Annotated in this window: 29 protein-coding genes; 15 read left to right on the top strand and 14 right to left on the bottom strand. The window is 69.3% G+C overall.

What is annotated here, in order from left to right:
• Positions 1–99 precede the first annotated feature (99 nt).
• The 5 genes from OHB21_RS11105 to OHB21_RS11085 form a co-directional block, all read right to left on the bottom strand.
• The gene (locus OHB21_RS11105; protein ID WP_067506400.1) at positions 100–1,140 is read right to left on the bottom strand and encodes an alpha/beta fold hydrolase; all 1,041 of its coding nucleotides are present in this window, start codon (positions 1,138–1,140) and stop codon (positions 100–102) included.
• A gap of 160 nt (positions 1,141–1,300) precedes the next feature.
• Positions 1,301–1,597: a DUF2516 family protein gene (locus OHB21_RS11100; RefSeq protein ID WP_113975142.1), complete on the bottom strand. Its 297-nt coding sequence runs from the start codon at positions 1,595–1,597 to the stop codon at positions 1,301–1,303.
• 73 nt (positions 1,598–1,670) lie between these two features.
• Positions 1,671–2,321 carry a heparin-binding hemagglutinin gene (locus tag OHB21_RS11095; RefSeq protein ID WP_067505923.1) on the bottom strand — a complete coding sequence of 217 codons (651 nt, stop codon included), beginning with the start codon at positions 2,319–2,321 and terminating at the stop codon, positions 1,671–1,673.
• Positions 2,318–2,821, bottom strand: a complete 504-nt coding sequence (locus tag OHB21_RS11090; RefSeq protein ID WP_067505919.1) for a helix-turn-helix domain-containing protein — start codon at positions 2,819–2,821, stop codon at positions 2,318–2,320. The genes OHB21_RS11095 and OHB21_RS11090 overlap by 4 nt, the downstream gene beginning before the upstream one ends.
• Before the next feature lie 105 nt (positions 2,822–2,926).
• Positions 2,927–4,249: a DUF445 domain-containing protein gene (locus OHB21_RS11085; protein WP_195124625.1), complete on the bottom strand. Its 1,323-nt coding sequence runs from the start codon at positions 4,247–4,249 to the stop codon at positions 2,927–2,929.
• A gap of 255 nt (positions 4,250–4,504) precedes the next feature.
• On the opposite strand from OHB21_RS11085, the gene OHB21_RS11080 reads away from it, so the two are divergent.
• The 8 genes from OHB21_RS11080 to OHB21_RS11045 all read left to right on the top strand — a co-directional run bounded on the left by OHB21_RS11080 (position 4,505) and on the right by OHB21_RS11045 (position 11,449).
• Positions 4,505–5,185, top strand: coding sequence for a TetR/AcrR family transcriptional regulator (locus OHB21_RS11080; protein WP_084537424.1), 681 nt, complete (start codon positions 4,505–4,507; stop codon positions 5,183–5,185).
• A gap of 120 nt (positions 5,186–5,305) precedes the next feature.
• A complete protein-coding gene (locus OHB21_RS11075; protein ID WP_067505916.1) occupies positions 5,306–6,796 on the top strand; it encodes an ABC1 kinase family protein in 1,491 nt (496 codons plus the stop codon).
• Positions 6,797–6,828: 32 nt separating this feature from the next.
• On the top strand, positions 6,829–8,079 hold the full coding sequence (locus tag OHB21_RS11070) for a saccharopine dehydrogenase family protein (RefSeq protein WP_067505913.1): 1,251 nt from the start codon (positions 6,829–6,831) through the stop codon (positions 8,077–8,079).
• Between the two features lie 220 nt (positions 8,080–8,299).
• Positions 8,300–8,692 carry a hypothetical protein gene (locus OHB21_RS11065; RefSeq protein WP_067505910.1) on the top strand — a complete coding sequence of 131 codons (393 nt, stop codon included), beginning with the start codon at positions 8,300–8,302 and terminating at the stop codon, positions 8,690–8,692.
• A gap of 187 nt (positions 8,693–8,879) precedes the next feature.
• Positions 8,880–9,524 carry a hypothetical protein gene (locus OHB21_RS11060; protein WP_232331676.1) on the top strand — a complete coding sequence of 215 codons (645 nt, stop codon included), beginning with the start codon at positions 8,880–8,882 and terminating at the stop codon, positions 9,522–9,524.
• Positions 9,521–10,228: an ESX secretion-associated protein EspG gene (locus OHB21_RS11055; protein ID WP_067505907.1), complete on the top strand. Its 708-nt coding sequence runs from the start codon at positions 9,521–9,523 to the stop codon at positions 10,226–10,228. Before OHB21_RS11060 ends, OHB21_RS11055 begins: the two co-directional genes overlap by 4 nt.
• Positions 10,229–10,288: 60 nt before the next feature.
• Positions 10,289–11,134: a polyphosphate kinase 2 family protein gene (locus OHB21_RS11050; protein ID WP_195124624.1), complete on the top strand. Its 846-nt coding sequence runs from the start codon at positions 10,289–10,291 to the stop codon at positions 11,132–11,134.
• A gap of 189 nt (positions 11,135–11,323) precedes the next feature.
• Positions 11,324–11,449 carry a hypothetical protein gene (locus OHB21_RS11045; RefSeq protein ID WP_267466129.1) on the top strand — a complete coding sequence of 42 codons (126 nt, stop codon included), beginning with the start codon at positions 11,324–11,326 and terminating at the stop codon, positions 11,447–11,449.
• Positions 11,450–11,453: 4 nt separating this feature from the next.
• On the opposite strand, the gene lexA is transcribed toward OHB21_RS11045, so the two are convergent.
• The 4 genes from lexA to OHB21_RS11025 form a co-directional block, all read right to left on the bottom strand.
• On the bottom strand, positions 11,454–12,104 hold the full coding sequence (gene lexA, locus OHB21_RS11040) for a transcriptional repressor LexA (protein ID WP_195124623.1): 651 nt from the start codon (positions 12,102–12,104) through the stop codon (positions 11,454–11,456).
• A gap of 118 nt (positions 12,105–12,222) precedes the next feature.
• Positions 12,223–13,029, bottom strand: a complete 807-nt coding sequence (locus OHB21_RS11035; RefSeq protein WP_195124622.1) for an alpha/beta fold hydrolase — start codon at positions 13,027–13,029, stop codon at positions 12,223–12,225.
• A gap of 3 nt (positions 13,030–13,032) precedes the next feature.
• Positions 13,033–14,190 carry an FAD-dependent oxidoreductase gene (locus tag OHB21_RS11030; protein WP_195124621.1) on the bottom strand — a complete coding sequence of 386 codons (1,158 nt, stop codon included), beginning with the start codon at positions 14,188–14,190 and terminating at the stop codon, positions 13,033–13,035.
• 10 nt (positions 14,191–14,200) lie between these two features.
• The gene (locus OHB21_RS11025; RefSeq protein ID WP_067505894.1) at positions 14,201–15,535 is read right to left on the bottom strand and encodes a carboxylesterase family protein; all 1,335 of its coding nucleotides are present in this window, start codon (positions 15,533–15,535) and stop codon (positions 14,201–14,203) included.
• Positions 15,536–15,625: 90 nt separating this feature from the next.
• Between OHB21_RS11025 and OHB21_RS11020 the strand changes: the two genes are divergently transcribed.
• From OHB21_RS11020 to OHB21_RS11010, 3 genes are all read left to right on the top strand, one after another.
• Entirely contained in the window at positions 15,626–16,201 is a 576-nt protein-coding gene (locus OHB21_RS11020; protein ID WP_067505890.1) for a TetR-like C-terminal domain-containing protein, read from the top strand.
• A 142-nt stretch (positions 16,202–16,343) separates the two neighbouring features.
• Complete coding sequence (locus OHB21_RS11015; RefSeq protein WP_067505887.1) at positions 16,344–17,093, top strand: DsbA family protein; 750 nt, start codon at positions 16,344–16,346, stop codon at positions 17,091–17,093.
• Positions 17,090–17,656, top strand: coding sequence for a vitamin K epoxide reductase family protein (locus tag OHB21_RS11010; protein ID WP_067505884.1), 567 nt, complete (start codon positions 17,090–17,092; stop codon positions 17,654–17,656). Before OHB21_RS11015 ends, OHB21_RS11010 begins: the two co-directional genes overlap by 4 nt.
• 1 nt (position 17,657) lies before the next feature.
• On the opposite strand, the gene OHB21_RS11005 is transcribed toward OHB21_RS11010, so the two are convergent.
• Complete coding sequence (locus OHB21_RS11005) at positions 17,658–18,068, bottom strand: DoxX family protein (protein WP_228788994.1); 411 nt, start codon at positions 18,066–18,068, stop codon at positions 17,658–17,660.
• Between the two features lie 10 nt (positions 18,069–18,078).
• Between OHB21_RS11005 and OHB21_RS11000 the strand changes: the two genes are divergently transcribed.
• The 3 genes from OHB21_RS11000 to OHB21_RS10990 all read left to right on the top strand — a co-directional run bounded on the left by OHB21_RS11000 (position 18,079) and on the right by OHB21_RS10990 (position 20,158).
• On the top strand, positions 18,079–18,726 hold the full coding sequence (locus OHB21_RS11000; protein ID WP_198161699.1) for an AraC family transcriptional regulator: 648 nt from the start codon (positions 18,079–18,081) through the stop codon (positions 18,724–18,726).
• A gap of 263 nt (positions 18,727–18,989) precedes the next feature.
• Positions 18,990–19,622, top strand: a complete 633-nt coding sequence (locus OHB21_RS10995) for a DUF3558 domain-containing protein (RefSeq protein WP_195124619.1) — start codon at positions 18,990–18,992, stop codon at positions 19,620–19,622.
• A gap of 44 nt (positions 19,623–19,666) precedes the next feature.
• On the top strand, positions 19,667–20,158 hold the full coding sequence (locus tag OHB21_RS10990) for a hypothetical protein (RefSeq protein ID WP_195124618.1): 492 nt from the start codon (positions 19,667–19,669) through the stop codon (positions 20,156–20,158).
• Positions 20,159–20,240: 82 nt separating this feature from the next.
• Here OHB21_RS10990 and OHB21_RS10985 read toward each other — a convergent pair whose 3' ends face one another.
• A complete protein-coding gene (locus tag OHB21_RS10985) occupies positions 20,241–20,828 on the bottom strand; it encodes an ATP-binding protein (RefSeq protein ID WP_228788992.1) in 588 nt (195 codons plus the stop codon).
• The gene (locus OHB21_RS10980; protein ID WP_228789142.1) at positions 20,783–21,499 is read right to left on the bottom strand and encodes an ATP-binding protein; all 717 of its coding nucleotides are present in this window, start codon (positions 21,497–21,499) and stop codon (positions 20,783–20,785) included. Before OHB21_RS10980 ends, OHB21_RS10985 begins: the two co-directional genes overlap by 46 nt.
• Before the next feature lie 188 nt (positions 21,500–21,687).
• On the opposite strand from OHB21_RS10980, the gene OHB21_RS10975 reads away from it, so the two are divergent.
• Positions 21,688–22,611: a hypothetical protein gene (locus OHB21_RS10975; RefSeq protein ID WP_147265840.1), complete on the top strand. Its 924-nt coding sequence runs from the start codon at positions 21,688–21,690 to the stop codon at positions 22,609–22,611.
• A gap of 76 nt (positions 22,612–22,687) precedes the next feature.
• Here the strand turns inward: OHB21_RS10975 and OHB21_RS10970 are convergent, their stop codons facing one another.
• Complete coding sequence (locus OHB21_RS10970) at positions 22,688–23,926, bottom strand: AI-2E family transporter (RefSeq protein WP_232331675.1); 1,239 nt, start codon at positions 23,924–23,926, stop codon at positions 22,688–22,690.
• A 66-nt stretch (positions 23,927–23,992) separates the two neighbouring features.
• Entirely contained in the window at positions 23,993–25,048 is a 1,056-nt protein-coding gene (locus OHB21_RS10965; RefSeq protein WP_067505859.1) for an NAD(P)-dependent alcohol dehydrogenase, read from the bottom strand.
• Between the last annotated feature and the right edge of the window lies 1 nt (position 25,049).

Below are 25,049 nucleotides of genomic sequence, written 5' to 3'. Positions count from 1 at the left end.
GAGCAGCCGCCACGGCATCGTCCACCAGCAGCGCACCCTCCCCCGGACGCGCGAAACGCGGGGCGGCCCGAGATCCGCCCCGCGTCCGTTCGGCGCGTGTCAGCCGACGGCTTCGACCACCTCGACGGATTCGGTGGCCGCCGCCAGCACACGGGCCAGCTCTTCGTTGAAGCGCTCGTAGGCCTCGACGTTGCCCAGGTGGCCGGTGTCGAACACCTGGTAGCGCACCAGGTTGCCGGTCTCGGCGAGCAGCGCGGCGAGGCGCTCGGAGTGCACCGGCGGGGTCATATCGTCCTTGGACCCGGCCAGAATCGTGGTGGGCACCACCAGGTTTCGCACCGACTCGCCCAGATCCATATCGGCGAGCAGGAACCCGAAGCGGGCCCGCACGGCGGCCGGACACGACCGCACCACGGCCATGCTGTAGTCGACGAGTTCGCGGTCGGCGGCCAGGCTCATGATCTGACGGGCGAAGGCCCAGCGCACCGGCGCCAGCGGCGGGAACACGATGGGCGTGCCCAGGCCGAGGCGGCCGAACCAGAACGGCAGCGCCACGAATTCACCGAACCAGGTGCGGTTCAGCAGCGGCACCACGGTGGTCTCGGCGACCAACCGGTCGGCGGCGGTGTTGACCAGCAGCGCGGCGAGAGCCCGCTCGGTGACCTGCTCCGGGTGACGGCCGGCCCACGCCTGCATGGTCATGCCGCCGAGGCTGTGGCCGACCAGCACGGCGCGCTCACCGGGCCGCAGGGCGGCGTCGAGGACGGCGGAGAGGTCGTCGGCGAGCTGGTCCCAGGTCAGCGCCGCGGTGCCGCGCTCGCTCTCGCCGTGACCGCGCTGGTCGTAGGCGATGACGCGGTACGCACCGGCGAACTCGTTGATCTGGGCGTTCCAGTACTCGATGGCGCAGGTCCAGCCGTGCACCAGAACCACGGCGGGCGCGTCGTCCGGGCCGTAGGCGTGGACGCGCAGCTTCGCGCCGTCGGTGGCGGTGACGGGGATGACCGTGCGAGGTGCGGTCGGCGGGTTGAGGGCGGGGTTCCCAAAGGTCCGCGCCCGCAGGGCGGCGCGGTGGGCGTTCAGCAGGTCCCGAGCCTTTCCCGGCAGCTCGGTCAACGCGATCGGCGACAGTGCGCGCATCGACACTCCTTTGTGTTACTGCTCGATACAGTAACCCGAAGTAACGCGCGGCGCCAGTCGGACGGCACAAAAAAACGGCCCGATGCCTGAGCATCGGGCCGAGCGAACACGCCGCATCAGCGACCGCCCGCGAGGGGCGGCGCGGGCGCGAGAACTACCGCTACCAGCGCGGACCGCGCTGGACCTCGTCCACCTTCGGCCGCACATCGGCCAGGTAGACGCCCGTTCCGATGATCGCGACGAACGCGAGCAATCCGAGACGGCCCGGCGACAGCAGCAACAGCAGTAGCGCCACACCGAGTATGGCCAGCCAGATCGGCTTGGTCTGCTTGTCCACCGCGGTGAACGCGTCGGGCCGCTGGCGGATGGCGTGGATCAGGGCGAAGATCGCCGCGCCCAGCGCGGCGAGCCACAGCACCAGCATGATCAGCCCGGTCAACCCGTTCACGGTATTCACCCCACCATGATACGAGCGACGCCCCCGTGCGGCAGTGCGCAAGGGGGCGTCGATACGTGAAAGACCGGCGAGGTCAGGCCTTCTTGGGGGCGGCCTTCTTCGCGGGGGCCTTCTTGGCCGCGGGCGCCTTCTTGGCGGGCGCCTTCTTCGGCGCGCCGTTGGCGGCGGGCGCGGTCTCGGTGGTGACGGCGACGACCTCGGCGTCGACGACCGGCTCGGCCGGCGCGTCCTCGGTCTTGCCCGGACGGCCGATCAGGCCGTTCACGCGGTCCAGGACCTCCTCGGCGCGGGTGGCCGCGTCCTTGTACAGGGTCTCCACGCGCTCGATCTGGTCCTCGACCAGGTGGTTGGCGCGCAGCCGCTCGACGGTGTCCTCGCCGCGCTCGGCCAGGTCGGCGTACAGGTCGAGAACCTTGGTGTAGTACTCCTCGGCCAGCTTGCGCAGTTCCTCGGAGGTGAACTTCTCGCGCAGCTCGGCGAGGTCCTCGGGCAGCTCGGACGGCAGGCCGGTGAGGCGCTCGCGCAGCGAATCGAACTGGGCCTGCACGTCGGCGGGCACGTTGGCGAAGCGCTCGCGCGCCTCCTCGACCCGGCCGGTCACATCGGTGGCGGCCGCGCGCTCGCGCACCTGGGTGACGACGTCCAGGGCGGCGGTGTACACGGCATCGCCCGCGCCGACGGCGGCGAACAGGGGCTTGGTCACGGTGGCGTTCTTCTCGGTCATGGTGTTTCGTTCTCCTGGCGTGGCGGAGTGTCGGTTGTCGTGCGCGGAACGTCGCTGTCCCATTCCCCCCCTGGCTCGTTCCCTCCGTTTTCCCGGCGAAACGATTCATAGATGTCCAGCAGGACCTGCTTCTGCCGTTCACTGATGGTCGTGTCGGCAAGCAGGGCATCCCGGACCGGACTGTGCGGCCGCTGCTCGAGATAGCCAGCCCGTACGTACAGCACCTCCGAGGACACGCGCAGCGCCTTGGCGATCTGCGCGAGCACTTCGGCGGAGGGGTTGCGCAATCCGCGCTCGATCTGACTGAGATACGGATTGCTGACCCCCGCCAGCGCGGCGAGTTGACGCAGCGAGACTTGCGCGGCTTCTCGCTGTGCCCTGATGAACCCTCCGATGTCGTGCGCCGCGTTCGCGACGCGGCCCCCGCGTTCTCCGGCGTCGTCCGACAAGTCGGCCGCAGCGCCGGTGTACTCGGTGGAAACCTCGGGACGGTCTGCCATCACTCACCTTCTGGCGGTTGTACGTGTCCGATTCTAGGGGAGGGTGCTAACTATTGCAAGCACCCCTGTTAGCACGCCTTCGGCAAACCCCCGGCGCGCACCGGATCAGTGCTGGAACAGCAACTGCGAAATCGTGTAGATCACCAGTCCGGCCAGTGATCCCACGACCGTTCCGTTGATCCGGATGAATTGCAGATCGCGCCCCACCTGCAATTCGATCTTCTTGCTCGCTTCTTCGGCATCCCACTTGGCAACCGTGTCGGTGACCAGTGTGGTGATCTCGGCCGCGTAATTCGAGACGAGGTAGCGCACACCCCGGTCGAGCCAGCCGTCCACCTTGTCGCGCATCTCGGGATCGTCGCGCAGACGTTCGCCGAGCTGCTGCACATTCTCCCCCACCTTGCGGCGCAGGGTGCTGTTCGGATCGTCGGCCGATTCCAGGATGAGACGTTTGGCCGCGCGCCAGGTGGCCTCGGCCATCCCGGTGATCTCCTCGCGGCCCATGATCTGGGCCTTGATGCGCTCGGCCTTCTTGATCATGGCGTCGTCGTGCTGGAGATCCTCGGCGAATTCCTCCAGGAATCGATTGGCCGCCAGCCGCACCTCGTGCTCGGGGTTCGAACGCACCTTCCAGGTGAACTCGACCAGCTCCCGGTAGATCTTTTCTGAAAGCAGAATGTTTACAAATTTCGGCGCCCATTGCGGCGCGTCGCGCAAAACGATCCGGTCGATCGTCTCCTGGCTGCCCAATGCCCACTGGTGCGCGCGTTCGGCGAGCATGTCCAGCAGCGGCAGCTGGCGGTTGTCGGCGAGCAGTTCGGCCAGCACCCGGCCGATCGGCGGGCCCCACAACGGCTCGGCGATCCGCTTGACGATGGTGTTGTCGATGATCTGCTCGACGTCCTCGTCGCGCAGCACGCCCACCACCGCGCGCAGGATCGTCGAACTCTCCTCGGCCACCCGCGCCGCGTGCCCCGGATCGGCCATCCACCGCCCGATCCGCAGCGACACCTGCGCCGAGCGCACCTTCTCCGACACCACCTCCGGCGCCAGGAAGTTGGTGCCCACGAAACTGCCCAGGCTGGCCCCGAGCTGGTCCTTCTTCCTGCGGATGATCGCGGTGTGCGGGATCGGCAGCCCGAGCGGATGCCGGAACAGCGCCGTCACCGCGAACCAGTCGGCGAGCGCGCCGACCATGCCCGCCTCGGAAGCGGCCCGCACGTACCCGACCCAGTCACCGCCCCCGCCGCGCGACTCCAGCCAGCGGCAGAACAGATAGACGGCCGTGGCGAAGGCCAGCAGTCCCGTGGCGAAGGCCTTCATCTTGAACAGGTCGCGGCGCTTGGCGGCCTCGTCCACGAAGAACCCGTTCGGTGCCGCCGGAGCGGGCGCCGTCAGGACCGCGGGGGTGCCGAGAGCTTTCTGCATGCCCTCCATTCTGCTGTGCCCGGCGCGCTCGGCCCGCTCCCGCGCGGCCCATTTGTGTGGCGCGTACCGCATCCGGGACGGAAACTGTGTGGTTCGTACCGCATCCGGCCGCCAAAAGGGCCTATAGCACTTCCGCGGCACATAAGCTTGGTCCCACCACCCGTGCCTGGCCACGGACCACCACGAACGAGGGAGCCCACGCTGTCCGCCGAAGACCTTGTCGACATCGGTGAGCGCGCCGAGCGACCGGCTGCGGTGCGCGGCGGCCGGATGGACGGCCGCAAACGCCGCTGGCGTCAGCACAAGATCGACCGTCGCGAGGAACTCGTCGACGGCACCCTCGCCGCCGTGCGCAGCCGGGGCAGCAACGCGGGCATGGACGAGATCGCCGCCGAGATCGGCGTCTCCAAGACCGTGCTGTACCGCTACTTCTCCGACAAGAGCGATCTCGTGCACGCCACCATGCAGCGGTTCATCGAGATCACGCTGATGCCGCGCGTGTACGAGGCGATCAGCCTCGACGCCGACGAGTTCCAGCTCGTGCGCTCCGCGCTGGCCGCCTACGTCAGCACCGTCGACGAGGACCCCGAGGTCTACCGCTTCATCATGAGCGGCGGGTCGGACTCCTCCTCGCTGGCGGAGTTCGAGAAGCTGTTCGCCGAAGTGGTCGGCACCGTCATCGTGGACAAGGCGGGCTCGCTCGGCCTGGACACCACCGGCGCGATGCTGTGGTCCTACGTCCTGGTCGGCGGCATCCAGCTCGCCACGCACTGGTGGACCACCGACAAGACCATGTCGCGCGAAGCAGTCATCGACTACCTCACCATGATGGCCTGGAGCGCCATCGAGGGCATGGCGCGCGCGGGCGGGTCCCGCGAGCTGTTCAACAAGCAGAAGCACGTCATCCCCGCGCCCGTCACCGACGCCGACTCCTGATCGAACAGCTGTCTGTGACGGCCGACTCGACAACGCCGAGGGGTTGGCTAGTCTGAACGCGGGCGGTGCGCACGTGGGGTGTGCCATCGCGAGTCCGTCGGCACCAATGGAGGTACCTCGATGGCGAAGCAAGTGCCGACATCCCGGCTGGCTCGCGGCACCAAGCTCGGTGCCGTGGCGGCCAGCTCGGTACTGCGGACCCAGCGCACCAGACTGTCCATGCGGGGCAGATCCGAGGCGGTGCGGGCCAAAATGGCCGAGGAGTCGATGATCCGCACCACCGAACAGGTGGTCATGGTGCTGGGCACCATGAAGGGCGTCGCCATGAAGCTGGGCCAGATGATGTCGGTGCTGGATCTGGATCTGGTGCCCGAACCGCATCGCGAGCGTTTCCAGCAGCGGCTGGCCGTGCTGCGCAACGCCGCGCCCACCGTCTCGTTCGAGGCGATGCGCCGCGTGGTCGAGGAGGACTACGGCGCGCCGCTGGATTCGATGTTCGCCGAGTTCGAGTCCGAGCCCGTGGCGGCCGCCTCGATCGGCCAGGTCTACCGGGCCCGGCTGCACGACGGCCGGGTGGTCGCGGTGAAGGTGCAGTACCCCGGCATCGACGCCGCCGTGCGCGCGGACCTGAAGAACCTCAACATGTTCCGCAAGGTGCTCACCTCGGCGATGCCGTGGGTCACCCCCGCGGTGCTGGACGAGCTGCGCCTGAACATGGAAGGCGAACTCGACTACGAGGCCGAGGCCGCCACCCAGCTCGAGATCGCCGAACTCTACGACGGCCACCCGTTCATCCGGGTGCCGCGCTCGCTGCCCGAGCTCAGCACCACGCGCGTGCTGGTCAGCGAGTACCTGCCCGGCAAGGGATTCGACGAGCTGCGCGAGTTCCCCGACGCCGAGCGCAACCGCATCGGCGAGATCATCTATCGCTTCTACGTCGGTTCGCTGTTCACGTTCAACGAGTTCTGCGGCGATCCGCACCCGGGCAACGTGCTGCTCACCGAGGACGGCCGGGTCGGTTTCCTGGACTTCGGCCTGTTCAACCGGATGGACCCCGAGCACGTGCGCTTCGAGGCGATCTGCCTGCGCGCGGCCGCCGAGGACCGCGCGGAAGACCTGCGTGAGTTGATGATCCAGCGCGGGGTGATCGACTCCCCCGACGAGATCGGCGCCGAGGAGTGTCTGGAATACGTGCTCGCCGCTTCGGAATGGTGCCTGGTGGACGAGGAACTCACCATCACCCCCGAGCTGGCCAGCGGCGCGTTCCTGCTCGCCGTCGACCCGAGGGCCAGCGAGTTCGCCGGTATGAAGCAGCAGAACCTGCCGCCGGAGCACCTGTTCTCCCGGCGCGCCGACTTCCTCACCTTCGGCATGCTCGGCCAGCTCAACGTCACCGCGAACTGGCATCGCATCGCCCGCGAATGGCTCTACGACGAACCGCCCGCCACCGAACTCGGTGTGGCGCACCGGCAGTGGCTCGACGAGCGGCCCGTCGTGCGGCCGGCGGGGCGCAAGCGCAAAGCCGGGGCGAAGACCGCGACAGCGGAACCGAAGAAGCGCACGCCCGCCAAGAGAATCCGCCAGGCCGGGCGTTCGCGCCGCGAAGCCTGAGTACCCACATCCGATCGGGAGTTGACACACACATGGCAGACGACCGCGAGTTCGACCTCGCCCTCTTCGGTGCGACGGGCTTCGTCGGCAAGCTCACCGCGAAGTACCTGCTCGATGCGGCGCCCGCCGGGGCGCGCATCGCGCTGGCCGGCCGCTCGCTGGACAAGCTGAGCACCGTCCGCGACGAGCTGGGCCCGGCCGCCGCGCAGTGGGAGCTGCTGGTGGCCGACTCCACCGATCAGGGCGCGCTGGACGCGCTCGCGGCGCGCACCAAGGTCGTGGTCACCACCGTCGGCCCCTACCTGCGCTACGGCCTGCCGCTGGTCGCGGCGTGCGCGAAGGCGGGCACCCACTACGCCGACCTCACCGGCGAGCCGCTGTTCGTGCGCGACGCCATCGACGGCTACCAGGACCAAGCCGTCGCTACGGGTGCGAAGATCGTGAATTCCTGCGGCTACGACTCGATTCCGTCGGATCTGAGCGTCTACCAGCTCTACCGCCGCACCGTCGAGGACAACACCGGCGAACTCACCGACACCACCCTGATCGCCTCGCTCAAGGGCGGCGTCAGCGGCGGCACCATCGACTCCGGCCGCGCAATGATGGAGGCGATCGCCGCCGATTCCAGCAAGGCCTCGGTGCTGGCTCACCCGTATTCGCTGAGCCCGGACAAGGCGATGGACCCCGACGTGGGCCGCCAGTCCGATCAGGCGTTGCAGCGCGCGAGCAGCATCGACCCCAGTCTGGACGGCTGGGTGAGCACCTTCGTGATGGCGGCGCACAACACCAAGATCGTGCGGCGCAGCAACGGACTGCTGGGCTGGGTGTACGGCAAGAACTTCCGCTACCGCGAGGTGATGAGCGCGGGCTCCTCGCCCGTCGCGCCGCTCGTGGCGGCCGGTCTCGCGGGCGGTCTCGTGGCCGGGCTGGCCACCGGCGCGGTGCTCTCGCGAGTGTCGCTGGGCCGCAAGCTGCTGGACAAGGTGCTGCCGAAGCCGGGCACCGGCCCGAGCGAAGAGTCCCGGCGCAGTGGCTGGTTCCGCATGAAGACCTTCGCGCACACCACCTCCGGCGCGAAGTACGTGGCGACGTTCGCGGGCAAGGGCGACCCCGGCTACCAGGCCACCGCCGTGCTGCTGGGCGAGGCCGGGCTGTGCCTGGCGTTCGACACCGACAAGCAGCCGGAGCTGGCCGGTGTGCTCACGCCCGCCGCCGCGATGGGTGACGCGCTCACCGACCGGTTGCGCGCCGCGGGCATGACCATCGACGTGCAGCGCGCCTGACGAGCCGGGGCGTCACGCCCGAGCCGGACTTCGCGATCCCCCTGTGCCCCACCAGATCTCGCCCCGCACACCGTCGGGCGCCGCGGTTCGCCGCGCGCCGATGGTGTGCCACATCACAGCCGGGTCGGCCCTTCGAGCCGGTCCCGACCGCCGTTACCCGCGGGTAGAGTGCCGACCAGTACGGCGGTGGGTGTGGACCGAGCGGAAGGGGGCGAACCGCATGGCGATCCCGGACACGGGACAGGGGCTGGCACGGGAACTGTACGCGGCCGCGATCGGCGAAACCGGCGGCGCGCGTTTCGAACTGGACGGCGACGTGGCCGAGCACCTGGCCGCGGCGTGCGACCGGTTGGTCGAGGATCTGCACCGGGCGGTGGCGGGCGCGCACGCGCTCACCGAGGTCACCGGCTTCCCCGACCTGCCGACCGGGCACGCGCTGGCGGCCGGATTCGGCGCCAAGGGACGGGAATTCCTCGACACCGTCGCCGCTTTCCAGGAGACGGCGTTGCTGTTCAAGGCTGCCTATCTGGCGGCGGGGCGGCGGCTGGCCGAGGCCGACGCGGCGAATCGCGCCGCGCTGAGTCTGGTCACCGAGCATTTGGAGGCGCGATGAGCACCGCGCGCCGTGTCGACGAGCCGGGTATCCGCTCCGCGCACAAGCTTTTCCGCGCCGCGCCCATCACACCGACGCGGTGCGAAAACTCCCGCCGGACGAGGGGCGCGATGAGCACGCCGCGCCACACCGCCGAGCCGGGTACCCGCCGCGCACTCCGGCGTCGCCACGCCGGGAGGTGGTGACCGTGGACGCCGCCGCCCGCGCCGCCGCCGACGCGCTGACCGCCCGTCGGCGCGCCCTCGCCTCCGCCGCCGAAACATCGAGCGCCGGCATCGATTCCGCCTACGCGCCCGACCGGGAACGCTTCGGCGCGTACACCCACGCCGAGATCTGGGAGAACGTCCACGAGCGGCTGGACCCGGGGGCGCTCGGCGCGACGGCCGCCGCGTGGCAGGCCGGGGCGGACGCCGTCGGCGAGGCCTTCCAGACGTTCGCCGACACCACCGCGCGCGAATTCGCGCGCTGGTCCGGCGAATCCGCATTCGCCGCCGAGCGGGCCACCCGGACGTTCCTCGGCGTCGGCGCGCAGGCCCAGGACGTGTGCCGCGCGGTGCAGCGGCTGATGGAGCTCAATCGCGATGCGGCGCAGACAGTTCGGGCCGCGATCCCACCGCCTGGGCACTATGTCCCGCTGGACGACCCCGCCGCCGAGGCCGTCTTCGGCGGCCGCCGCAGGCTCGACCACGATCTGGCCGCGGCCGCCGAACAAGCCGACGCCGCCGACGCCATGACCTACCTGTACTCCCCGACCATGCCGGCCACCGGCGACAACGTGCCCCGGTTCCCCACCGTGGACGGCCCGGCGAGCGGCGGGAGCGGAGCACGGTGAGATGGGTTCTCACCCCGGACGAGTTCAGCCACGTCTGGGAGAGCGAAACGGGACTGGACCGCAGGCCGTATCCGATCAACATGGCGCCCGCCGCCACCGTGCGCACCGAAACCGAGTACGCCGCACTGCGATTGCCGCAGCGCTTCGCCCGGCAGGCCGATCCGGACCTGGCGGCCGCGCTCATGCTCTGCGCGCGCTCCGACGCCACCACCCTCACCGTGTCCGGTGAGCGCGGCGGGCCGGGCGGTCCCGCCGCCGACCGCATCCTCGCCTTCGCGGCCGTGGTGCACAAGCACGCGGCCGTGCTGGTCGCGACGCCCGACAAGGTCACCGTGCGGATGATGCACGCGCGCAGCCTCGGCCAGCGCCTGGTCGAGATCATCGGGCCGGCGCGGGCCGGGCGGCTCGGCCCGATGCGCGAACCGCAGGAAGCGGTGCTCACCACCGACGGTGTGGAGGCCCCCTCGCCAGCCGGAGCCGCGCGCTTCCGGCAGACGCTGCGCAAGCCGGTCGACTGCCGCGGATTCATCACCGTCACGGTGGAGCCGGACAACCCGATGTCGCCGCCCACCCGCCACCGCACCTGGCTCGACTTCAGCGGCGACGGCCGCTACCTGCTCACCACTTCCCACGATTTGATCCTCACCCCGGTGTCCGACCACGAATTCGCCGCGCAGCTATTGCGGCTGGCGCAGATCCGCTGAGAGGGCGCGCCACGCCCGAGACCACTCGTCCCCGACGGTCCGCCGTGGTAAGTGTGGGAGATGTCGAAGCACTGGACCGTTCCGGCCATGGAGGCCCTGAAAGCCGATGGTTTGCGGATCGCGGATCTGAATCCCTCCGCGACGCCCGGGTTCACCGGTGACAAGAAGTATGCCCAGGGATTGCTGGTCGAGCGCTGCGGGGTGCTCTCCGATCTACAGGAGAAGCTGTACGCCAACGGCCGCTCCGGCGACAAGCGCAGCGTGCTGCTGGTGTTGCAGGGCATGGACACCGCGGGCAAGGGCGGCATCGTGCGGCACGTGATCGGCTCGGTCGACCCGCAGGGCGTCGACCACGCCGCCTTCGGGGTGCCGACGCCGGAGGAGAAGCGCCACCACTTCCTGTGGCGCATCCGCAAAGCGCTGCCGCGTGGCGGTCAGCTCGGCGTGTTCGACCGCTCACACTACGAGGACGTGCTGGTGGTGCGGGTGCACGATCTGGTCCCGCGCTCGGAGTGGGAGCCGCGCTACGACGAGATCAACCACTTCGAGCGCGAACTCGTGGACGAGGGCGTCACACTGGTGAAGGTCGCCATGTTCGTCTCCTTGGACGAGCAGAAGGCGCGGCTGCGCGAACGCTTGGAGCGCCCCGACAAATACTGGAAGTTCAACCCCGCCGACATCGACGAGCGCGCGTACTGGCCCGCCTACCAGGAGGCGTACCAGGCCATGCTCTCGCGCACCTCCACCGCCCACGCGCCCTGGTACGTGGTCCCCGCCGACCGGAAGTGGTTCTCCCGCTTGGCGATCACCGAACTGCTGATCGAAGCCCTGGAGCGGTTGAACCTGGACTGGCCGCCCGCCTCCTTCGATATCCCCGAACAACTGCGCCGCCTCGAAAACGCGTGACCTCGTATGTCGCCCTGATCGTCTACGCACTGGGCAAGGGAGACGGCGCGGGCGTGTTCTATCGCGAAGACTTCGTGCTCGTACGCGCGGCGGATCGCGAAGAGGCGGTCCGCCGCGCGCGAGCACATCGACCGCGAGACATACGAGCCCGCCGACGGCCGCTACGTCCGCCTCCACGCCCTGGTCGACGTGAACGAGGCGACCGAGGAAATCGCCGACGCCCCGACCACCGACCTCTACTCCCGCCACTTCGCCGACCTCGAGTCCTACCGCTCCTTCGAGATGTTCCTCGGCGGCAAGGACCCGCTGGCGTAGGCGCTCACACGCGGCGCAGGACCGAGACGACCTTGCCGAGGATGACGGCTTCGTCGCCGTCGAGCACCTCGTAGGCGGGGTTGCGGGGTTCGAGGTAGATGTGACCGCCCTTGCGGCGGTAGACCTTTACGGTGGCTTCGTCGCCGAGCAGCGCGGCGACGATGTCGCCGGAGTGGGCCTCGTGCTGTTGGCGGACCACCACGACGTCGCCGTCGCAGATGGCGGCGTCGATCATCGAGTCGCCGCGCACGCGCAGCGCGAACACCGTGCCACGGCCCACGAGTTCGCGTGGCACGGTGAGGGTTTCGTCGGCGTGCTCCTCGGCGAGGATGGGGGTGCCCGCCGCGATGTCGCCGACGACGGGCACGGTGACCGCGCTGTCGGAGCTTTCCGGCTGCTGAGTTCCGCGCAGGAACAGCCGCACGTCGATGGGCCGCGCCATCCCCGCACCGCGCCGCAGGAACCCCCGCTCCTCCAGTTCGCGCAGGTGCTTGGACACCGTCGAGGTGGACCGCACCCCGATCGCGTCCGCGAGCTGCCTGGTGTTCGGCGGATACCCGCACTCGACGGCCCAGTCGCGGATCACCGCGAGGATCCGCTGCTGACGCGGCGGCAGGGTGGACGTGTCGAGATGCTCGTAGTCGTATCCGGTCACGCCGGAAATGATGTCACCCGGGTGGCGGGCGACCGGCACCGCACCGCCCGAGTCTCGCGGCGGGGCGATCCGGCTGGCGATCGGGGCTGGCTCGCGACGGTGTGGCCTGCGCGTGAGGTCAGGCCGTGCGCACAAGATCGAACAATTCGTCCGCGACTTCACCGGGGAGTTCGATACCGGGGAAGTGGGTGTGTCCGGGGAGGCGGGTGTAGGTGAACCACGGGTGGGCGCGCTGGAATTCGTCGTGGACGGCGTCGTAGTCGGAGGACTTCGGATGCGAGAACACGTGGCGCACCGGGCGCGGTTCGGCGAGCCGGTCCAGCCGCCCCATGGGCGAACCCCAAGTGGCGTAGGCCTTCTCGATCACGCGGCCCGAGCGCGACCACATGTCGAAACCGTGACCGCCCGCCTCGTAGAGCACGTGGTTCAGCACGGCTTCGTCCACACTGCCCGCCAGCCAGCTGTCCAGCAACGCGCGCTGCGCGCCGCGCCAGGTGTCCTTGCCCTGCAACGCTTGCAGGCCGCCCGCGAACTCGGGCGGCGGCGGGGTCATGATGAGGTCCATCAGCAGCAGCGCGGGCACCCGCGCCGCGCCCAGCTCGTCGGCCATGTCCATGGCCACCCATCCGCCGTGGGCGTGCGAGAGCGGGATGAAGCGGTCCACCTCGAGCGCGTCGAGCAGGCCGATGGTGTCCGAAACCTGTTCGGCCACACCGAAATCGCCGACCAGCGTGCGATCGATGCCGTGTCCGCGCCAGCACACGCGCACCACCCGGTGGTGCGGCCGCAGGTACGGCAGCAGGCGGTCGAACGCCCGGTGGTCGTGTCCCCAACCGGGCAGCAGCACGATCGCCGGCTTGTCGGGCGCGTATCCCTGGTCGTCGAAACCGATCTCGACGCCGTTGATTCGATAGGTGTTGAGCATTCCTTACTCCTTCTTCGATGAAGTGCTTCCGTTCGCGGCGGGCCGCAGCCTGGTCGCCGCGAGTTGCGCGTCGGCGAACCCGGAAGACCGTCCGGCCAGGCTCAGCAGCGGATCGCGCACGACGTCGGGCACCGCGTTGAGCAGGCGCATCCGATACGACATGCGCTGGGTGCGTTCGACATCCGGCCGCTGCTCGCGCTCCCACGCCGTCAGCGCGTCGGTGAGCGACATCCCGCGCCTGCCGACGGTCCCCGCGAGCGACACCGCGTTGGTCATGGCGGTGCCGCCGCCCTGCCCGAGGTAGGGCGGCTGGGCGTGCGCGGCATCGCCGAGCAGGGCGACCCGCCCCCGCGACCAGGACGCGAGCCGGATGTATTCGAAGGTGTCCCAGCGCAACGGGATTCCCTCGGCAGTCCGCAGCAGCGGGGCAATTCCCGGGAAACCGCGTGTCCAGGAGGTGATGTCGACGGTCGTGCCGGTGATCGACGGATCGTCCGCGTCCGCCACGAGTGCCAGGTAGATCTGGTCGGGCGTGCACGGTGTGTAGAGCAACCGGCGGCTGCCTTGGAAGTACTCGAGGTGCTTCACCCGGTCCTCGGGAGTGAAGCAGTCGTCCGTGGCGGGCACCATCAACCGAGCCGCGCCCTGGCGCATCCGCTTGCGCCGGACGGCGATTCCGAGCTGGTCGCGCAATCGGGAGTGCACGCCATCGGCGGCCACCACGAGATCGGCTGTGGCACTGCGCCCGTCGTCGAAGGTCACGGTGCCGTCCGGGTCGGCCCGCACCGCACGGGAATTCGTTACCAGCTCCACCCCCGCACGACCCGCGGCACGCACCAGCGCGTCGATCAGGCGGTCCCGCAACAGCGTGTAGCAGCGCGGCTGCCCGGGACCGTTGATGCCGATCCGGTAGAGCGTCCTCCCGGTGCGCGACCGCGCCTCCACGGCCGGGCCGATATGCGCGCCGCGGGTCGCCTCCTCGAACGCGCCGACCGCATCCAGGGCGGCCAAACCGTTGTCCCACACGTAGATTCCCGCGCCCACCGCGCGGATCTCCGGCTGACGCTCGTGCAGCCGCACCGTCCAACCGTCGATCGCCAGGGCGGTGGCGGCGGTGAGCCCGCCGATGCCGCCGCCGATGACTTCCGCATGTCGTCCCATGGGTTTCCTTTCAGGGCAGCTGCCGGGCGAAGCGCGATCCGGGCCGGTGCGGCGGCCACGCACCGTCGCCGACCGCGCCGGTGCGCACGAATTCCGCCCAGCGGCGGCGGGTTCCGATACCGGCCGCGTCCAGTCCCGCCGGGTCGAGCGGGCGCACCATCGGCGCGTCGCGCCAGTCCTCGGCCGCGCCGAAGAGCAGGGGCAGCTCGATGCAGTGGCACGCGCCGAACGGGTTGTCCGGATGCGGCGCGTGGAACCGGTGGCAATAGACCCGCGCGCCCGCCGCGGCGAGCAGGTCGGCGAACTCGAAGACGCCGTCCGCGAACACCTTTCGCCCGACCAGCGCTCCCGCCGCGGAGACGAACCGTCGACCGAGCACCGGCACCCGGCGCACGGCGTCCCACACCGGGTGCGGGCCGTCGAAGAACGCGCGCATCTCCTCGGCCGTACAGCCGACGATCACTTGTATGCCGGCCGCCCGATGCCGAACCTCGGCCCGCCACAGCGCATCCCCCGGCAATGGCTCGACGCCGGCGACCGGCAGGAACGGCGGCGCGGAGTTCAGCCCACCCGGCCCGGCCAACCGGCGAACGGCTCGCCCTTGGGCCGCCAGAACTTCCGGCACCGAGGCCGAGCGAGGATCACCGTCCAGCTCCGCCAGGAACACCGCCCCGGCCCTCTCGGCCCGCTCCGGCGTGTGGAATCCGACGCCGAACGGCGCACTCTGCACGATCGCCCGCGCGAACAGCCCGCGCGCCCGCTCCATCCCCAGCAGCGCGACCACCGAATGCGCACCCGCCGACTGCCCCGCCAACGTCACCCGCCCGGGGTCACCGCCGAACGCGGCGATGTTCTCGCGCACCCACTCGAGCGCGGCCAGCTGATCGACCAGACCGAGGTTGCCCGGCGAAACACCCTGCGCGCGAAGGTATCCCAGCACGCCGATCCGGTACGACACGGACACCACGACGATGCCCGTCTCGCGCACCAGCCGGTCGGCATCGTAGAGATTCCATTCACCACTGCCGGTGAGATACGCCCCGCCGTGCAACCACACCAGCACCGCGCGCGGCTCCCGCACGTCGGCGGGCGCGGTCACGGTGAGCACGAGGCAGTCCTCGGATTGTTCGAGCGGGGACGCGAGTCCCATCACCACCGCGAGCCGGGGCGGCAGCTGCGGAGCCGTCGTGTGCCTGCTCGTCGCGTCGATAGGCGTCTTGCTCACCGGTTCCCGTTCGGGCGGACCGAAGCGCGACGCCCGCGCGTAGCGGATGCCACGAAAGGTCACCACGCCCTCGGTCTCGATGCCGTTCCAACGCCCCGAGGGCGCGACCACGCTGTCCATGCACTCCACCTCTATCGCAAGTCGACTTGCGTTACGGCCACGGTAGGACGCGGCTGGCAATAACGCAAGAGCACTTGCGATAATCGGCGCATGGTGAACCCCACCCCGCAGTTGCGCGGCGCCCGCCTGCGCCGCGCGGTCCTCGACGCCACCGTCGCCCGCATCGAGGCCGACGGCATCGACCACGTGCGCGTCGCCGATATCGCCGCCGACGCGGGCGTGCACGAGACCTCGATCTACCGCCGCTGGAAAACCCTGACCAGGCTGCTGCTCGACGCGCTGCTCTCCCGCGTGGACGCCGATATCCCGATCCCCGACACCGGCTCGGTGCGCACCGACCTGGAGGAGTTCACGCGACGGCTGATGCGCTTCGGCGCCAGCCCGTTCGGCGCGGCCCTCATCCGGGGCGCCGGATTCGCGGGCGGCGACCCCGAGACCACCGAGACGCGCCGCGAATTCTGGATCGCGCGCCTGGCCGCCTCCGAGGAGATCGTGCGGCGCGCCATCGCCCGCGGCGAGCTCCCGCCCACCGCCGATCCGCGCATGACCTTGCTCACCCTCGGCGGGCTGGTCCACATGTACGTCACCCAGTTCGACGGCGCGATGCCGCCCGATCTGGCCGAGCGCGCGGTCGAGCTGGTGCTGTCGGGCCTGCTGCCGCGCTGAACTCGCGCCGCGACACTACGCAATCTCTCAGGTTCACCGATCATGATGACTTTCGGCCCGAACGCGGCCCCTCGCGCCGAACTAGCATCGGGAGGGCAGGGCGCGTTACCGGAAAGCGAGCGAAAGGCGTGGTGAACGCACGGTGAGCAACAACCCGGGACGGAAGAATCCGCTGCAGAAGGCGGAACAAGCCGACCGCAAGCGCAAGATCGCCATCCAGGTCGGCGTCGCCGCCGTGCTGGTCGGCCTGGTCGCCGCCATCGGCATCGGCCTGGCCGTCCAGAAGTCCGACAGCGACGATCCCGGGCCCACCCCCACCATCGCCGCGCCGCAGGCGCCCGGCGGCCTCACCGGCTCGATCACCGACAACGGGTCCATCCGGGTCGGGCAGCCCGACGCCAAGGTCACCGTGCGCCTGGTCGCCGACCTGCAGTGCCCCGCGTGCAAGGCGTTCGAGCAGGCCTACGGGCAGGTGCTCGAGGACGCCGTGAACAGCGGCACCGCGGCGGTCGAGTACAACATCATCTCGTTCCTGGACCGCGCGTCCACCACGCAGTTCTCCAGCCGCGCCGCCAACGCCTCCTACTGCGTGGCCGGCGAGGACCCGGCCAAGTACCCGACCTGGCTGCGGACGATGTTCGCCCAGCAGCCCGCCGAGGGCGGCGCCGGCCTGACCAACGAGCAGCTGATCGAGATCGCTCGCTCCGTCGGCTACACCGACGCGGTCGCGCCCTGCATCAACGACAAGTCCTACGAGAAGTTCGTGTCCGCCAAGACCGAGCAGACCTTCGCCGAGGGCGTCACCCAGACCCCGACGGTGTACGTGAACGGCAAGCAGGTCAACCCGAGCGAACTCGAGCAGGCCATCGCCACGGCGGCCGCGGGACAGTGATCGCCGCGTCGCCCCGGGCCGCCTGGCTGCTGTTGATCGGCGGCCTGGCGGGCTGGCTCGCCTCGGTGACGCTGACCGTCGAGCGGTTCAAACTGTTCACCGATCCGGGATACGTGCCCTCGTGCAGCCTCAACCCGGTGCTGTCCTGCGGGTCGGTGATGGAGACCGATCAGGCCTCGGTGTTCGGGTTCCCCAATCCGATCCTGGGCATCGTCGGGTTCTCCGTGGTGGTCACGCTCGGCGTGCTCGCGGTGGCCGGCGTCGGCCTGCCCCGCTGGGTGTGGGGCGGGCTGTGGCTGGGCACCCTCGCGGGCATCGTCTTCGTGTGCTGGCTGATCTTCCAGAGCCTGTACCGGATCGGCGCGCTGTGCCCGTACTGCATGGTGGTGTGGGCGGTGATCACGCCGCTGTTCGCGGTCGTCACCGATCAGCTGTGGGGTGGGCAGCGCGGTCCGCTCGGCATCGTCGCCGAATGGCGGTGGACGCTGGTCGTGGTGTTCTTCGCAGTGGTGCTGCTGCTGATCTTCCTGCGCTTCCAGGACTACTGGCTGAGCCTGGTGTAGCTCACCCGACGGCGATATAGCCGGCCCACAGCAGGTATCCGGCGTTGGCGGCGAGCACGGCCGCCATCCCGAGCGGGCGGTCCGCGAACCGCTCGGCTCCGGACGAGACCCGGCGCAGCGCGTCGAGCCAGACCACCAGGAAGCCGCCGATCAGGACGACGGCCGCCCAGCCGCCCGCCACGCGGGTCTGGGGCACGAAAAGCGAACCGGCGACGGCGATCTCCGCGATGCCGCTGGCCGCCACCACCGCGCCGGGCGCGGGTATCCACGCGGGCACCAGCGAGCGGAAGTACGGCGCGGCCAGGAAATGGCCGAGGCCGGTGGCCGTGAAGAAGCCACCGAGGGCGAGTGCTGCGACAGTGTGCCTACTCGGGATGATGTCCGCGCGCGTCGACTGGAGTCTTGAACGCAACGATCGCCTCGTGCGCTTCGCCTCGCTGCACGGCGTCGACGCGTACGGGGCGAGCGGCGGCGCCGCCACCACGGCGCACAGCCAGCCGGCGTGGAAGCTCGCGCTGCCGGTCGGCGGCGTCCTCACCTTCGACGGTCACGAGGTTCCCGGGGTTCTCGTCCCGCCGCAAGTGCGCCACACCTGCACGGCCTCCGAGGGTTTCGTCGCGGTGCTGCTGAACCCGTGGCTGCTCCCCCGCTCCGAGGATCCGCGCCCGCTCGATACGCTTTCCGCCGCGCGGCTTTTGGACGCCCTCGGCTCCGAGTGGGACCTCACCGCGGTCCACGACGAACTGACGGCGACCATCGGATCGCCGCCCGCCCTCGACCCACGGCTGCGCCACGCCGTCACCCACTGCGCCACGGCAACCGACCTGTCCGCGCTGGCGACGGACGCCGGGCTCTCGCCCCCGCGCTTGCGGACGCTCGCGCGGACCTCGCTCGGCATCCCGCTGCACCGCGTGCGCCAGTGGCATCGGCTCCGCGCCGCGCTGGCGTCGGCCCCGCACCACACCCCGGCCGAGGCCGCGTATCTCGGAGATTTCGCCGACCAGGCCCACTTCACCCGCACCGCCCGCGCCCTGCTCGGGCGGACACCGGCCGATCTGCGCGGACGCTGAGTTTCCGAACGGTTCGCCGGATCAGCCCGGCCCGAGTACTGCTGTGGCCCAAGCGTTTACGTGGCGTACGGACTGTGCCCTGATGCAACGATCGGCGCCGCCACGGGCACTCGCGTGGCGTGAGAATCAGTGGGAACCAGACTGCAAGTCGCCGCGTCCAAACAAGTGTGGAGCGGATGCGGCTCAGGATCCGTTCCCGCGGCTTCGGGCGGTTGACGGGGCGACCTGCGGATTGCCTGTTTGGATATAGTTGCCGCGACTGAGTGACCGTTGAACGGGAAGCGGGGGTGACGATGCGAGCCGTTACCAGGGCTGTTTGCATTCTGGGAGTGGTGGCGGCCGGGGCCGGGTTGGTCGGGTGTGGGTCGACCACCGACGGGGAGGCGCAGCCGGCCGGCGGGGGTACCAGTACGAGTGCGGAGGATGGGAAGAACTCGCTGGGGCTGGAACCGGAGGTGCCGCAGTCATTCGATCCTTGTACGGATATCCCGCAGAGTGTGCTGGATGCCGAGGATATTCATCCGGCGGTCATCCCGAACACCGCTAACGCCGACGCGTGGGGCGCACAAGTCAAGTGGCGCGGATGCGACTGGGTGCGGTCCGAAGGCCACGCGATCGCTGCCCAGGTCACCAATATGACACTCGACTTCGTACGCCAGGAGTTCTACTACGACGCACGGGAGACCACCGTCGGAGGCCGGCCCACCATCATCGCGCGACGTAACGAGAACCGGGGCACCGAGGTCTGCAACATCAACGTCGAAATGAATGGCGGCAGCCTCGAATTCCACATCGACAACCCGCCGTCGAATGATGCGACCGGTGGCATGGATGCCTGCGATCTCGGAATGTCCTTCGCCGAGAAGGTCGTGCCGCTACTGCCCGCGGGCAGCTGACACCCACCGCCCACGATGAACACACTCTCAGGAGGGGACACGCTATGAGTGAGAACGAGGCACCGTCGCCGCTGGCGAACCTGATCACCGAGGCACGGGAGGGTCGGCTCGGACTGCGAATCGAGCCGGAGGACTTCGTCTACATCGACCGCGACTGCACCCGGTTCATGGAACTCATCAGGCGGATGCAGCGTGAGGCCGAGGCCATCTCGGTTATCGAGAACAGTCAATGGGGTATCGGCGCCGACGTTGCGATGCTGACCTCTGCCCAGACACTGGTCAGCCGATTCAAGGAAAAGGCCAAGGGCTCAGACAACAGCGTCCATGCCCTTCTCGAAGAGCACTACAACATCGTCAAGGACATCCGCACCCTGCACAACGTCATCAAAGACCGCTATATAGCCGCCGACGCCGAGTTCGCACAACGCGTCAACGCCCTCCTCGAACGACTCCCCGAGAACCCCACCCCCATCCAAGCCGTCCTCAGCCAGCCCGGCATCACTCCCTCACCGCAGCCCGAACCTCTCTCCCCGTAGGGCGATTGCTGCATTACGCCGAACTCACGTCGTCCTGAGCCCCACGCCGGAGACGTCCACCGCGGCCTTCACCCACCAGTGATCAGGCGGCCCGAGTTTCCCACAGCGCACTGATCGGCATGGCCAGCATTCCGGGACCGAAGGGCAGGGTCTGCCGTCCGGTGTGGAGGACGATGCCGACGCGGAAATCGTCGCCCAGTCGTGCCGCGAGGTGGCGGAGGCCGCGAAAGTCGTTGGGGTGGACCGTGGACGCCGCCTTGACTTCGACGCCGACGACCTCGCCGCGCCGGTTCTCCAGGACCGCGCCGACTTCTACCTGGCCGCGTGTGCGGTAGTGGAAGAGTTCGGCTTCTTCCTCGGACCAGGTCAGCTGGCGAGCAAGTTCCATGAGGACGAATCCCTCCAACAGCGGGCCGAACTGGCCGGTGGGCCGGAGCAGGCTGCGCAGGTCGGCGCCGACTCGGTGTGCGGCGATACCCGAGTCGACGAACGCGAGTTTCGGCGCTGTGGTGGCACGGCTGCTCACATTGCGGGACCAGGCCGGAATCCGCTTGATGAGGAAGACTTCCTCCAACAGTGCCAAGTATCGCTTGACGGTCGCCGCAGCTGGACCCAGTTCGTTGCTCAGGGTGGTGACCGACAGCAATCCGCCGGATCTGGCGGCCGGCATGCGCACGAGATTCTGCATTCCGCGGTCCGCTCGATCTCGGTCAGCTGCTGGATGTCACGCGCGATGAGATCGCCGACATACGAATCGAAGAAGGCGCGGCGCCGACGGTCGTTGGTACGCGCGACCGCTTCGGGGAACCCGCCGCGAAGGAGCCGCTCGGCATATTCGGACCTGGCGAGAGTGGAACTGTGTCGCAGCGCATCGCCGAGGGCGAACGCGGCGTCGATGAACCCGTCGGGCCCGCTGTCGATCTCGCCCTGCGAAAACGGCCAGAGTTCAATCGTTTCCATACGCCCGACCAACGAGTCGGGCAGTGACCGCACTCCGAGCACGCGCGCTGATCCGGTGAGTAGGAATTGGCCAGGTCGCGGGTCCACGTCAACGCGGGCTTTGATCGACAACAGCAGTTCGGGCGCGCGCTGAATCTCATCGATCACCATCAGCCCGGGGAAGTCGACGAATCCGTCCGGGTCCGCCAACGCCGCCTGTCGGTTGAGGGCGGTGTCGAGGTCTCGCCATTCGGCGTCACTGTTCTTGGCGGCGAGCCGTACCAAGGTGCTCTTGCCACTCTGACGAGCGCCGTTGACAAGGACTACTCGCGTGTCCCCGAGCGCCTCGCGCACCGCAGCCTCAGCGCGGCGCGGGATTGCCGGTCCGAGCCTGGTCTGCATCGTCACCTCCGCGTGCGAACCTCGATGGATGATGGATCTGCCGCCACATCTGTGGTGGATCTGCCGCTACCTCCGTGGCGGATCTGCCGCTGGTGTCGCGCGACCGGTTCCGCGGCTTCCAGTGCCTCTGCGCGAGAGCGGACCGGCTGGACTACGTTGTAGCGGACGGTCGCGAAGAGGGGGAGAGCATGGTTCGGCGAGCTGTGGTGCTCGTGGCGCTGATGGTTGCCGTGGTCGCCTGTGACGATGGGGTGGAGCAGCAGCCCACTTCGGCGGTGCCGGGCGCGGACAAACTGAACAGGCTGCGCAGCACCGATATCTGTGCGCTGCTGCCGGAGTCCGAGCTGGCGAAGCTCGGCCCGGTCGCGGCGGTGGGCACCGACTGGCTGTACGAGTGCGAGGCGGCGATCGGGGATGATCTTTCGGACCCGGATGCTTCGGTGGAGTGGGTCGTCCGCGCGGTCGAGAACACCGAGATGGACCAGGCCACCAACATCACCATCGACGGGATGTCGGTCACCTTGCTCGGTGACCACGACGTCCTGTCGGAGGAGGAGCTCGCCGACAGGACATTCCGAATGTGCTCGGCCTACGCGCAATTGCCGACCGGAGGTTCGATAGACCTGACCGTCGAGCTGCCTCCGGGCACCGAGCCGTGCCCGGTCGCGCAATCGCTGGTGACGGTCGCGCTGTCGGAGTGGAAACGCTTTCCCAAGCTGGGAGATTCGCCGCATACCGTCCGCACGGTGGTCACCGGTGCGGATCCCTGTGATGTCCTGACCGAACTCCCGGACGCCCGGGTCGGCGACAACCAGTGGGTCGATCGTTGCTGGTTCCAGCTCGACGGGGATTCGCTCTACGTCGAGTACGGGCATTCGACCGACCGTGAATTCACGAACTACAAGTCCCTGGAGATAGATGGGCGCCGGGTCTACCGGACATCCGACGAGCCCAACGGCACGTACAAAGTGCGGGTCGGCCCCACCTTCGACCCGGTCGCCGATGGCTACGAGTTCGAGAGTGTGCCCGCCGTGAGTATCGCGGGTGCCGAGCGGGAGACGATCGAGAAGGTGACGGCGGCTGTCCTCACGCTCTTCCCCGACGCGGACTGACGGATCGCAGCGCTGGACTACGCCGGGCGCACCGCAACTGATCGGGACCGCCACCACCGATCGGCCGGCGACACCGCTACCGATCCGGGTTCGGCTTCTCTTCCGGCGCAGCGGGTTCGGGAGCTGGATTCGCACCCGTGAGGCGAATCGTCAACTGCCGGGTCCAGTTTCGTGACTTCCTGGGTTTCGGGGGTGGTGGGGTGGTGTCGGTTTCGACGTCGTAGCGGCGGATGTAGGCGCCGGCGAAGGCTTGGACGGTGGCGGTGACGGGGATGGCGAGCAGGGCGCCGGTGGCGCCGAGTAGAGCGGCGCCGGCGATGACGGAGCCGAAGGCGACGGCGGGGTGCATGTCGAGCGTGGTCGCGGTGATGCGGGGTTGCAGGACGTAGTTCTCGAACTGCTGGTACAGGATGATGAAGCCGAGGATCCACAGGGCGTCGGTGGGGTGGTGGACGAGCGCGACGATCACGGGGAGCGCGCCGGCGAGATACGTACCGACCGTGGGGATGAACTGGGAGACCACGCCGACCCAGAGGGCGAGCGCGAACGCCGACGGGATGTCGAGCCAGCGCAGCACCACGTAGTGCGCGAGCGCCGAGCACAGCGCGAGCAGGCCGCGCGAGTAGATGTAGCCGCCGGTCTTCTCGACCGCGATGTCCCACGCGCGGCGCACGTGCCGCTGCCGTTCGGGCGGCAGCAGCGAGCACACGGCGTCGCGGAACCGAGGCCCGTCGGCGGCGAAGTAGAACGTGAACAGCAGGATGCCGAGGGCCTGGAACAGCGCGCCGATCGCGGCCGTGCCGATGCCCCAAGCGTTTTCGGCGACACCGACCAGATAGCTCTCGATCTGGTCGCTCCACTGCGTCAGATAGCGGGAGATGTCCTCGCCCGACAGTTCCGCGTTGAAGGTTTCGTTGATCCAGTCGACACCCTGGTCCGCGTAGTCGGGCGCATTCTGCACCAGCGTGGTGACCTGGTCGATCAACAGCGCGCCGAGCGTCCACACGAACGCCACCACCACCGTGACGAGCCCGAGGAACACCACACCGGTCGCGAGCCCGCGGCGCACCCCACGCGCGGCCAGCCAGTTCACGGCGGGTTCGATCGCGAACGCCAGGAACAGCGAGACCAGCAGCACCGTCAGGAAGCCCTGCAATTTCTGCAGTACCCAGAACGACGCGATGAGCCCGGCCACCGTGGTGGCCGCGAGCAGGAAGGCGCGCAGCAGCCACGGCGGCGGGCCCGCGGTCAGGTTCGCGGTCACCACCGTAGCGTCGGACTTCGGTGCGGGCGGCATTTCCTCATCCTCGGACACATGCCCAAGGTAGGCGACGCCGCACGCCCGCCGCCCGCGAACATGCCGTCCGCGAGCGGAATTCCGCTACATGGTGGCCGCGTCGATGACGAACCGGTACCGCACGTCGCTGGCCACCACGCGGTCGTAGGCGCTGTCGATCTCGTCGGCGGAGATGAGTTCGATCTCGGCGCCGATTCCGTGCGCGGCGCAGAAGTCGAGCATCTCCTGGGTCTGCGCGATGCCGCCGATCATCGACCCGGCCAGCGACCGGCGGAAACCGGCCAGCGTGAACGGCTTCACGCTCATCGGGTTCTCGGGCAGGCCGAGGATCACCAGGGTGCCGTCGAGGGCGAGCAGCTTCAGGTAGTCGTCCAGCGGCAGGTCGGCTGACACCGTGTTGAGGATCAGGTCGAAGCGGCCGCGCAGTTCGCGGAAGGTCTGCTTGTCGGCGGTGGCGTAGTAGTGGTGCGCGCCGAAGCGCTTGCCGTCCTCCTGCTTGGACAGCGAGTGGCTGAGCACGGTGACCTCGGCGCCCATCGCGGCGGCGATCTTCACCCCGACGTGCCCGAGCCCGCCCATGCCGATGATCGCGACGCGCTTGCCGGGCCCGGCGTCCCAGCGCCGCAGTGGCGAGAACAGCGTGACGCCCGCGCACAGCAGCGGCGCGGCCACGTCCAGCCCGATGCCTTCGGGGATGCCCACCACGAAGTTCTCGGTCACCACGACGCGGGTGGAGTAGCCGCCGAGGGTGGTGCCGCCCGGCTGCACGGATTCGTCGACAGCCGAGTTGTAGGTCATGGTCGCGCCGCGCAGGCAGTACTGCTCCTCGTCGGCCAGGCACGGCCCGCACTTCCCGCACGAATCGACCATGCAGCCGACGCCCACGCGGTCGCCGACCGCGAACTTTGACACGGCCGACCCGACGCCCGCGACGATGCCCGCGATCTCGTGGCCCGGCACGCAGGGGTAGCGGGTGCCGCCCCATTCGTCGCGCGCGGTGTGGATGTCGGAGTGGCAGATGCCCGCGTACTTGACGTCGATCAGCACGTCGTGCGGGCCGAGCTCCCTGCGCTCGATGGTGACCTTCTCGAAGGCCCCGTCGGGAGCGGACACGGCATAGGCGGCGGCAGCGGTGCTCATG

Source organism: Nocardia puris, from assembly GCF_036051655.1.
Taxonomy (GTDB): domain Bacteria; phylum Actinomycetota; class Actinomycetes; order Mycobacteriales; family Mycobacteriaceae; genus Nocardia; species Nocardia puris.
This window is presented reverse-complemented; position numbering and strand designations above follow the sequence as displayed.

Bases quoted from the DNA above. Each gene is read 5' to 3' on its own strand.
- OHB21_RS11105 (WP_067506400.1), bottom strand. From the start codon at position 1,140: ATGCGCGCACTGTCGCCGATCGCGTTGACCGAGCTGCCGGGAAAGGCT.
- OHB21_RS11095 (WP_067505923.1), bottom strand. From the start codon at position 2,321: ATGACCGAGAAGAACGCCACCGTGACCAAGCCCCTGTTCGCCGCCGTC.
- OHB21_RS11090 (WP_067505919.1), bottom strand. From the start codon at position 2,821: ATGGCAGACCGTCCCGAGGTTTCCACCGAGTACACCGGCGCTGCGGCC.
- OHB21_RS11085 (WP_195124625.1), bottom strand. From the start codon at position 4,249: ATGCAGAAAGCTCTCGGCACCCCCGCGGTCCTGACGGCGCCCGCTCCG.
- OHB21_RS11075 (WP_067505916.1), top strand. From the start codon at position 5,306: ATGGCGAAGCAAGTGCCGACATCCCGGCTGGCTCGCGGCACCAAGCTC.
- OHB21_RS11070 (WP_067505913.1), top strand. From the start codon at position 6,829: ATGGCAGACGACCGCGAGTTCGACCTCGCCCTCTTCGGTGCGACGGGC.
- OHB21_RS11065 (WP_067505910.1), top strand. From the start codon at position 8,300: ATGGCGATCCCGGACACGGGACAGGGGCTGGCACGGGAACTGTACGCG.
- OHB21_RS11050 (WP_195124624.1), top strand. From the start codon at position 10,289: ATGTCGAAGCACTGGACCGTTCCGGCCATGGAGGCCCTGAAAGCCGAT.
- OHB21_RS11035 (WP_195124622.1), bottom strand. From the start codon at position 13,029: ATGCTCAACACCTATCGAATCAACGGCGTCGAGATCGGTTTCGACGAC.
- OHB21_RS11030 (WP_195124621.1), bottom strand. From the start codon at position 14,190: ATGGGACGACATGCGGAAGTCATCGGCGGCGGCATCGGCGGGCTCACC.
- OHB21_RS11025 (WP_067505894.1), bottom strand. From the start codon at position 15,535: ATGGACAGCGTGGTCGCGCCCTCGGGGCGTTGGAACGGCATCGAGACC.
- OHB21_RS11020 (WP_067505890.1), top strand. From the start codon at position 15,626: ATGGTGAACCCCACCCCGCAGTTGCGCGGCGCCCGCCTGCGCCGCGCG.
- OHB21_RS10990 (WP_195124618.1), top strand. From the start codon at position 19,667: ATGAGTGAGAACGAGGCACCGTCGCCGCTGGCGAACCTGATCACCGAG.
- OHB21_RS10985 (WP_228788992.1), bottom strand. From the start codon at position 20,828: ATGCCGGCCGCCAGATCCGGCGGATTGCTGTCGGTCACCACCCTGAGC.
- OHB21_RS10980 (WP_228789142.1), bottom strand. From the start codon at position 21,499: ATGCAGACCAGGCTCGGACCGGCAATCCCGCGCCGCGCTGAGGCTGCG.
- OHB21_RS10975 (WP_147265840.1), top strand. From the start codon at position 21,688: ATGGTTCGGCGAGCTGTGGTGCTCGTGGCGCTGATGGTTGCCGTGGTC.
- OHB21_RS10965 (WP_067505859.1), bottom strand. From the start codon at position 25,048: ATGAGCACCGCTGCCGCCGCCTATGCCGTGTCCGCTCCCGACGGGGCC.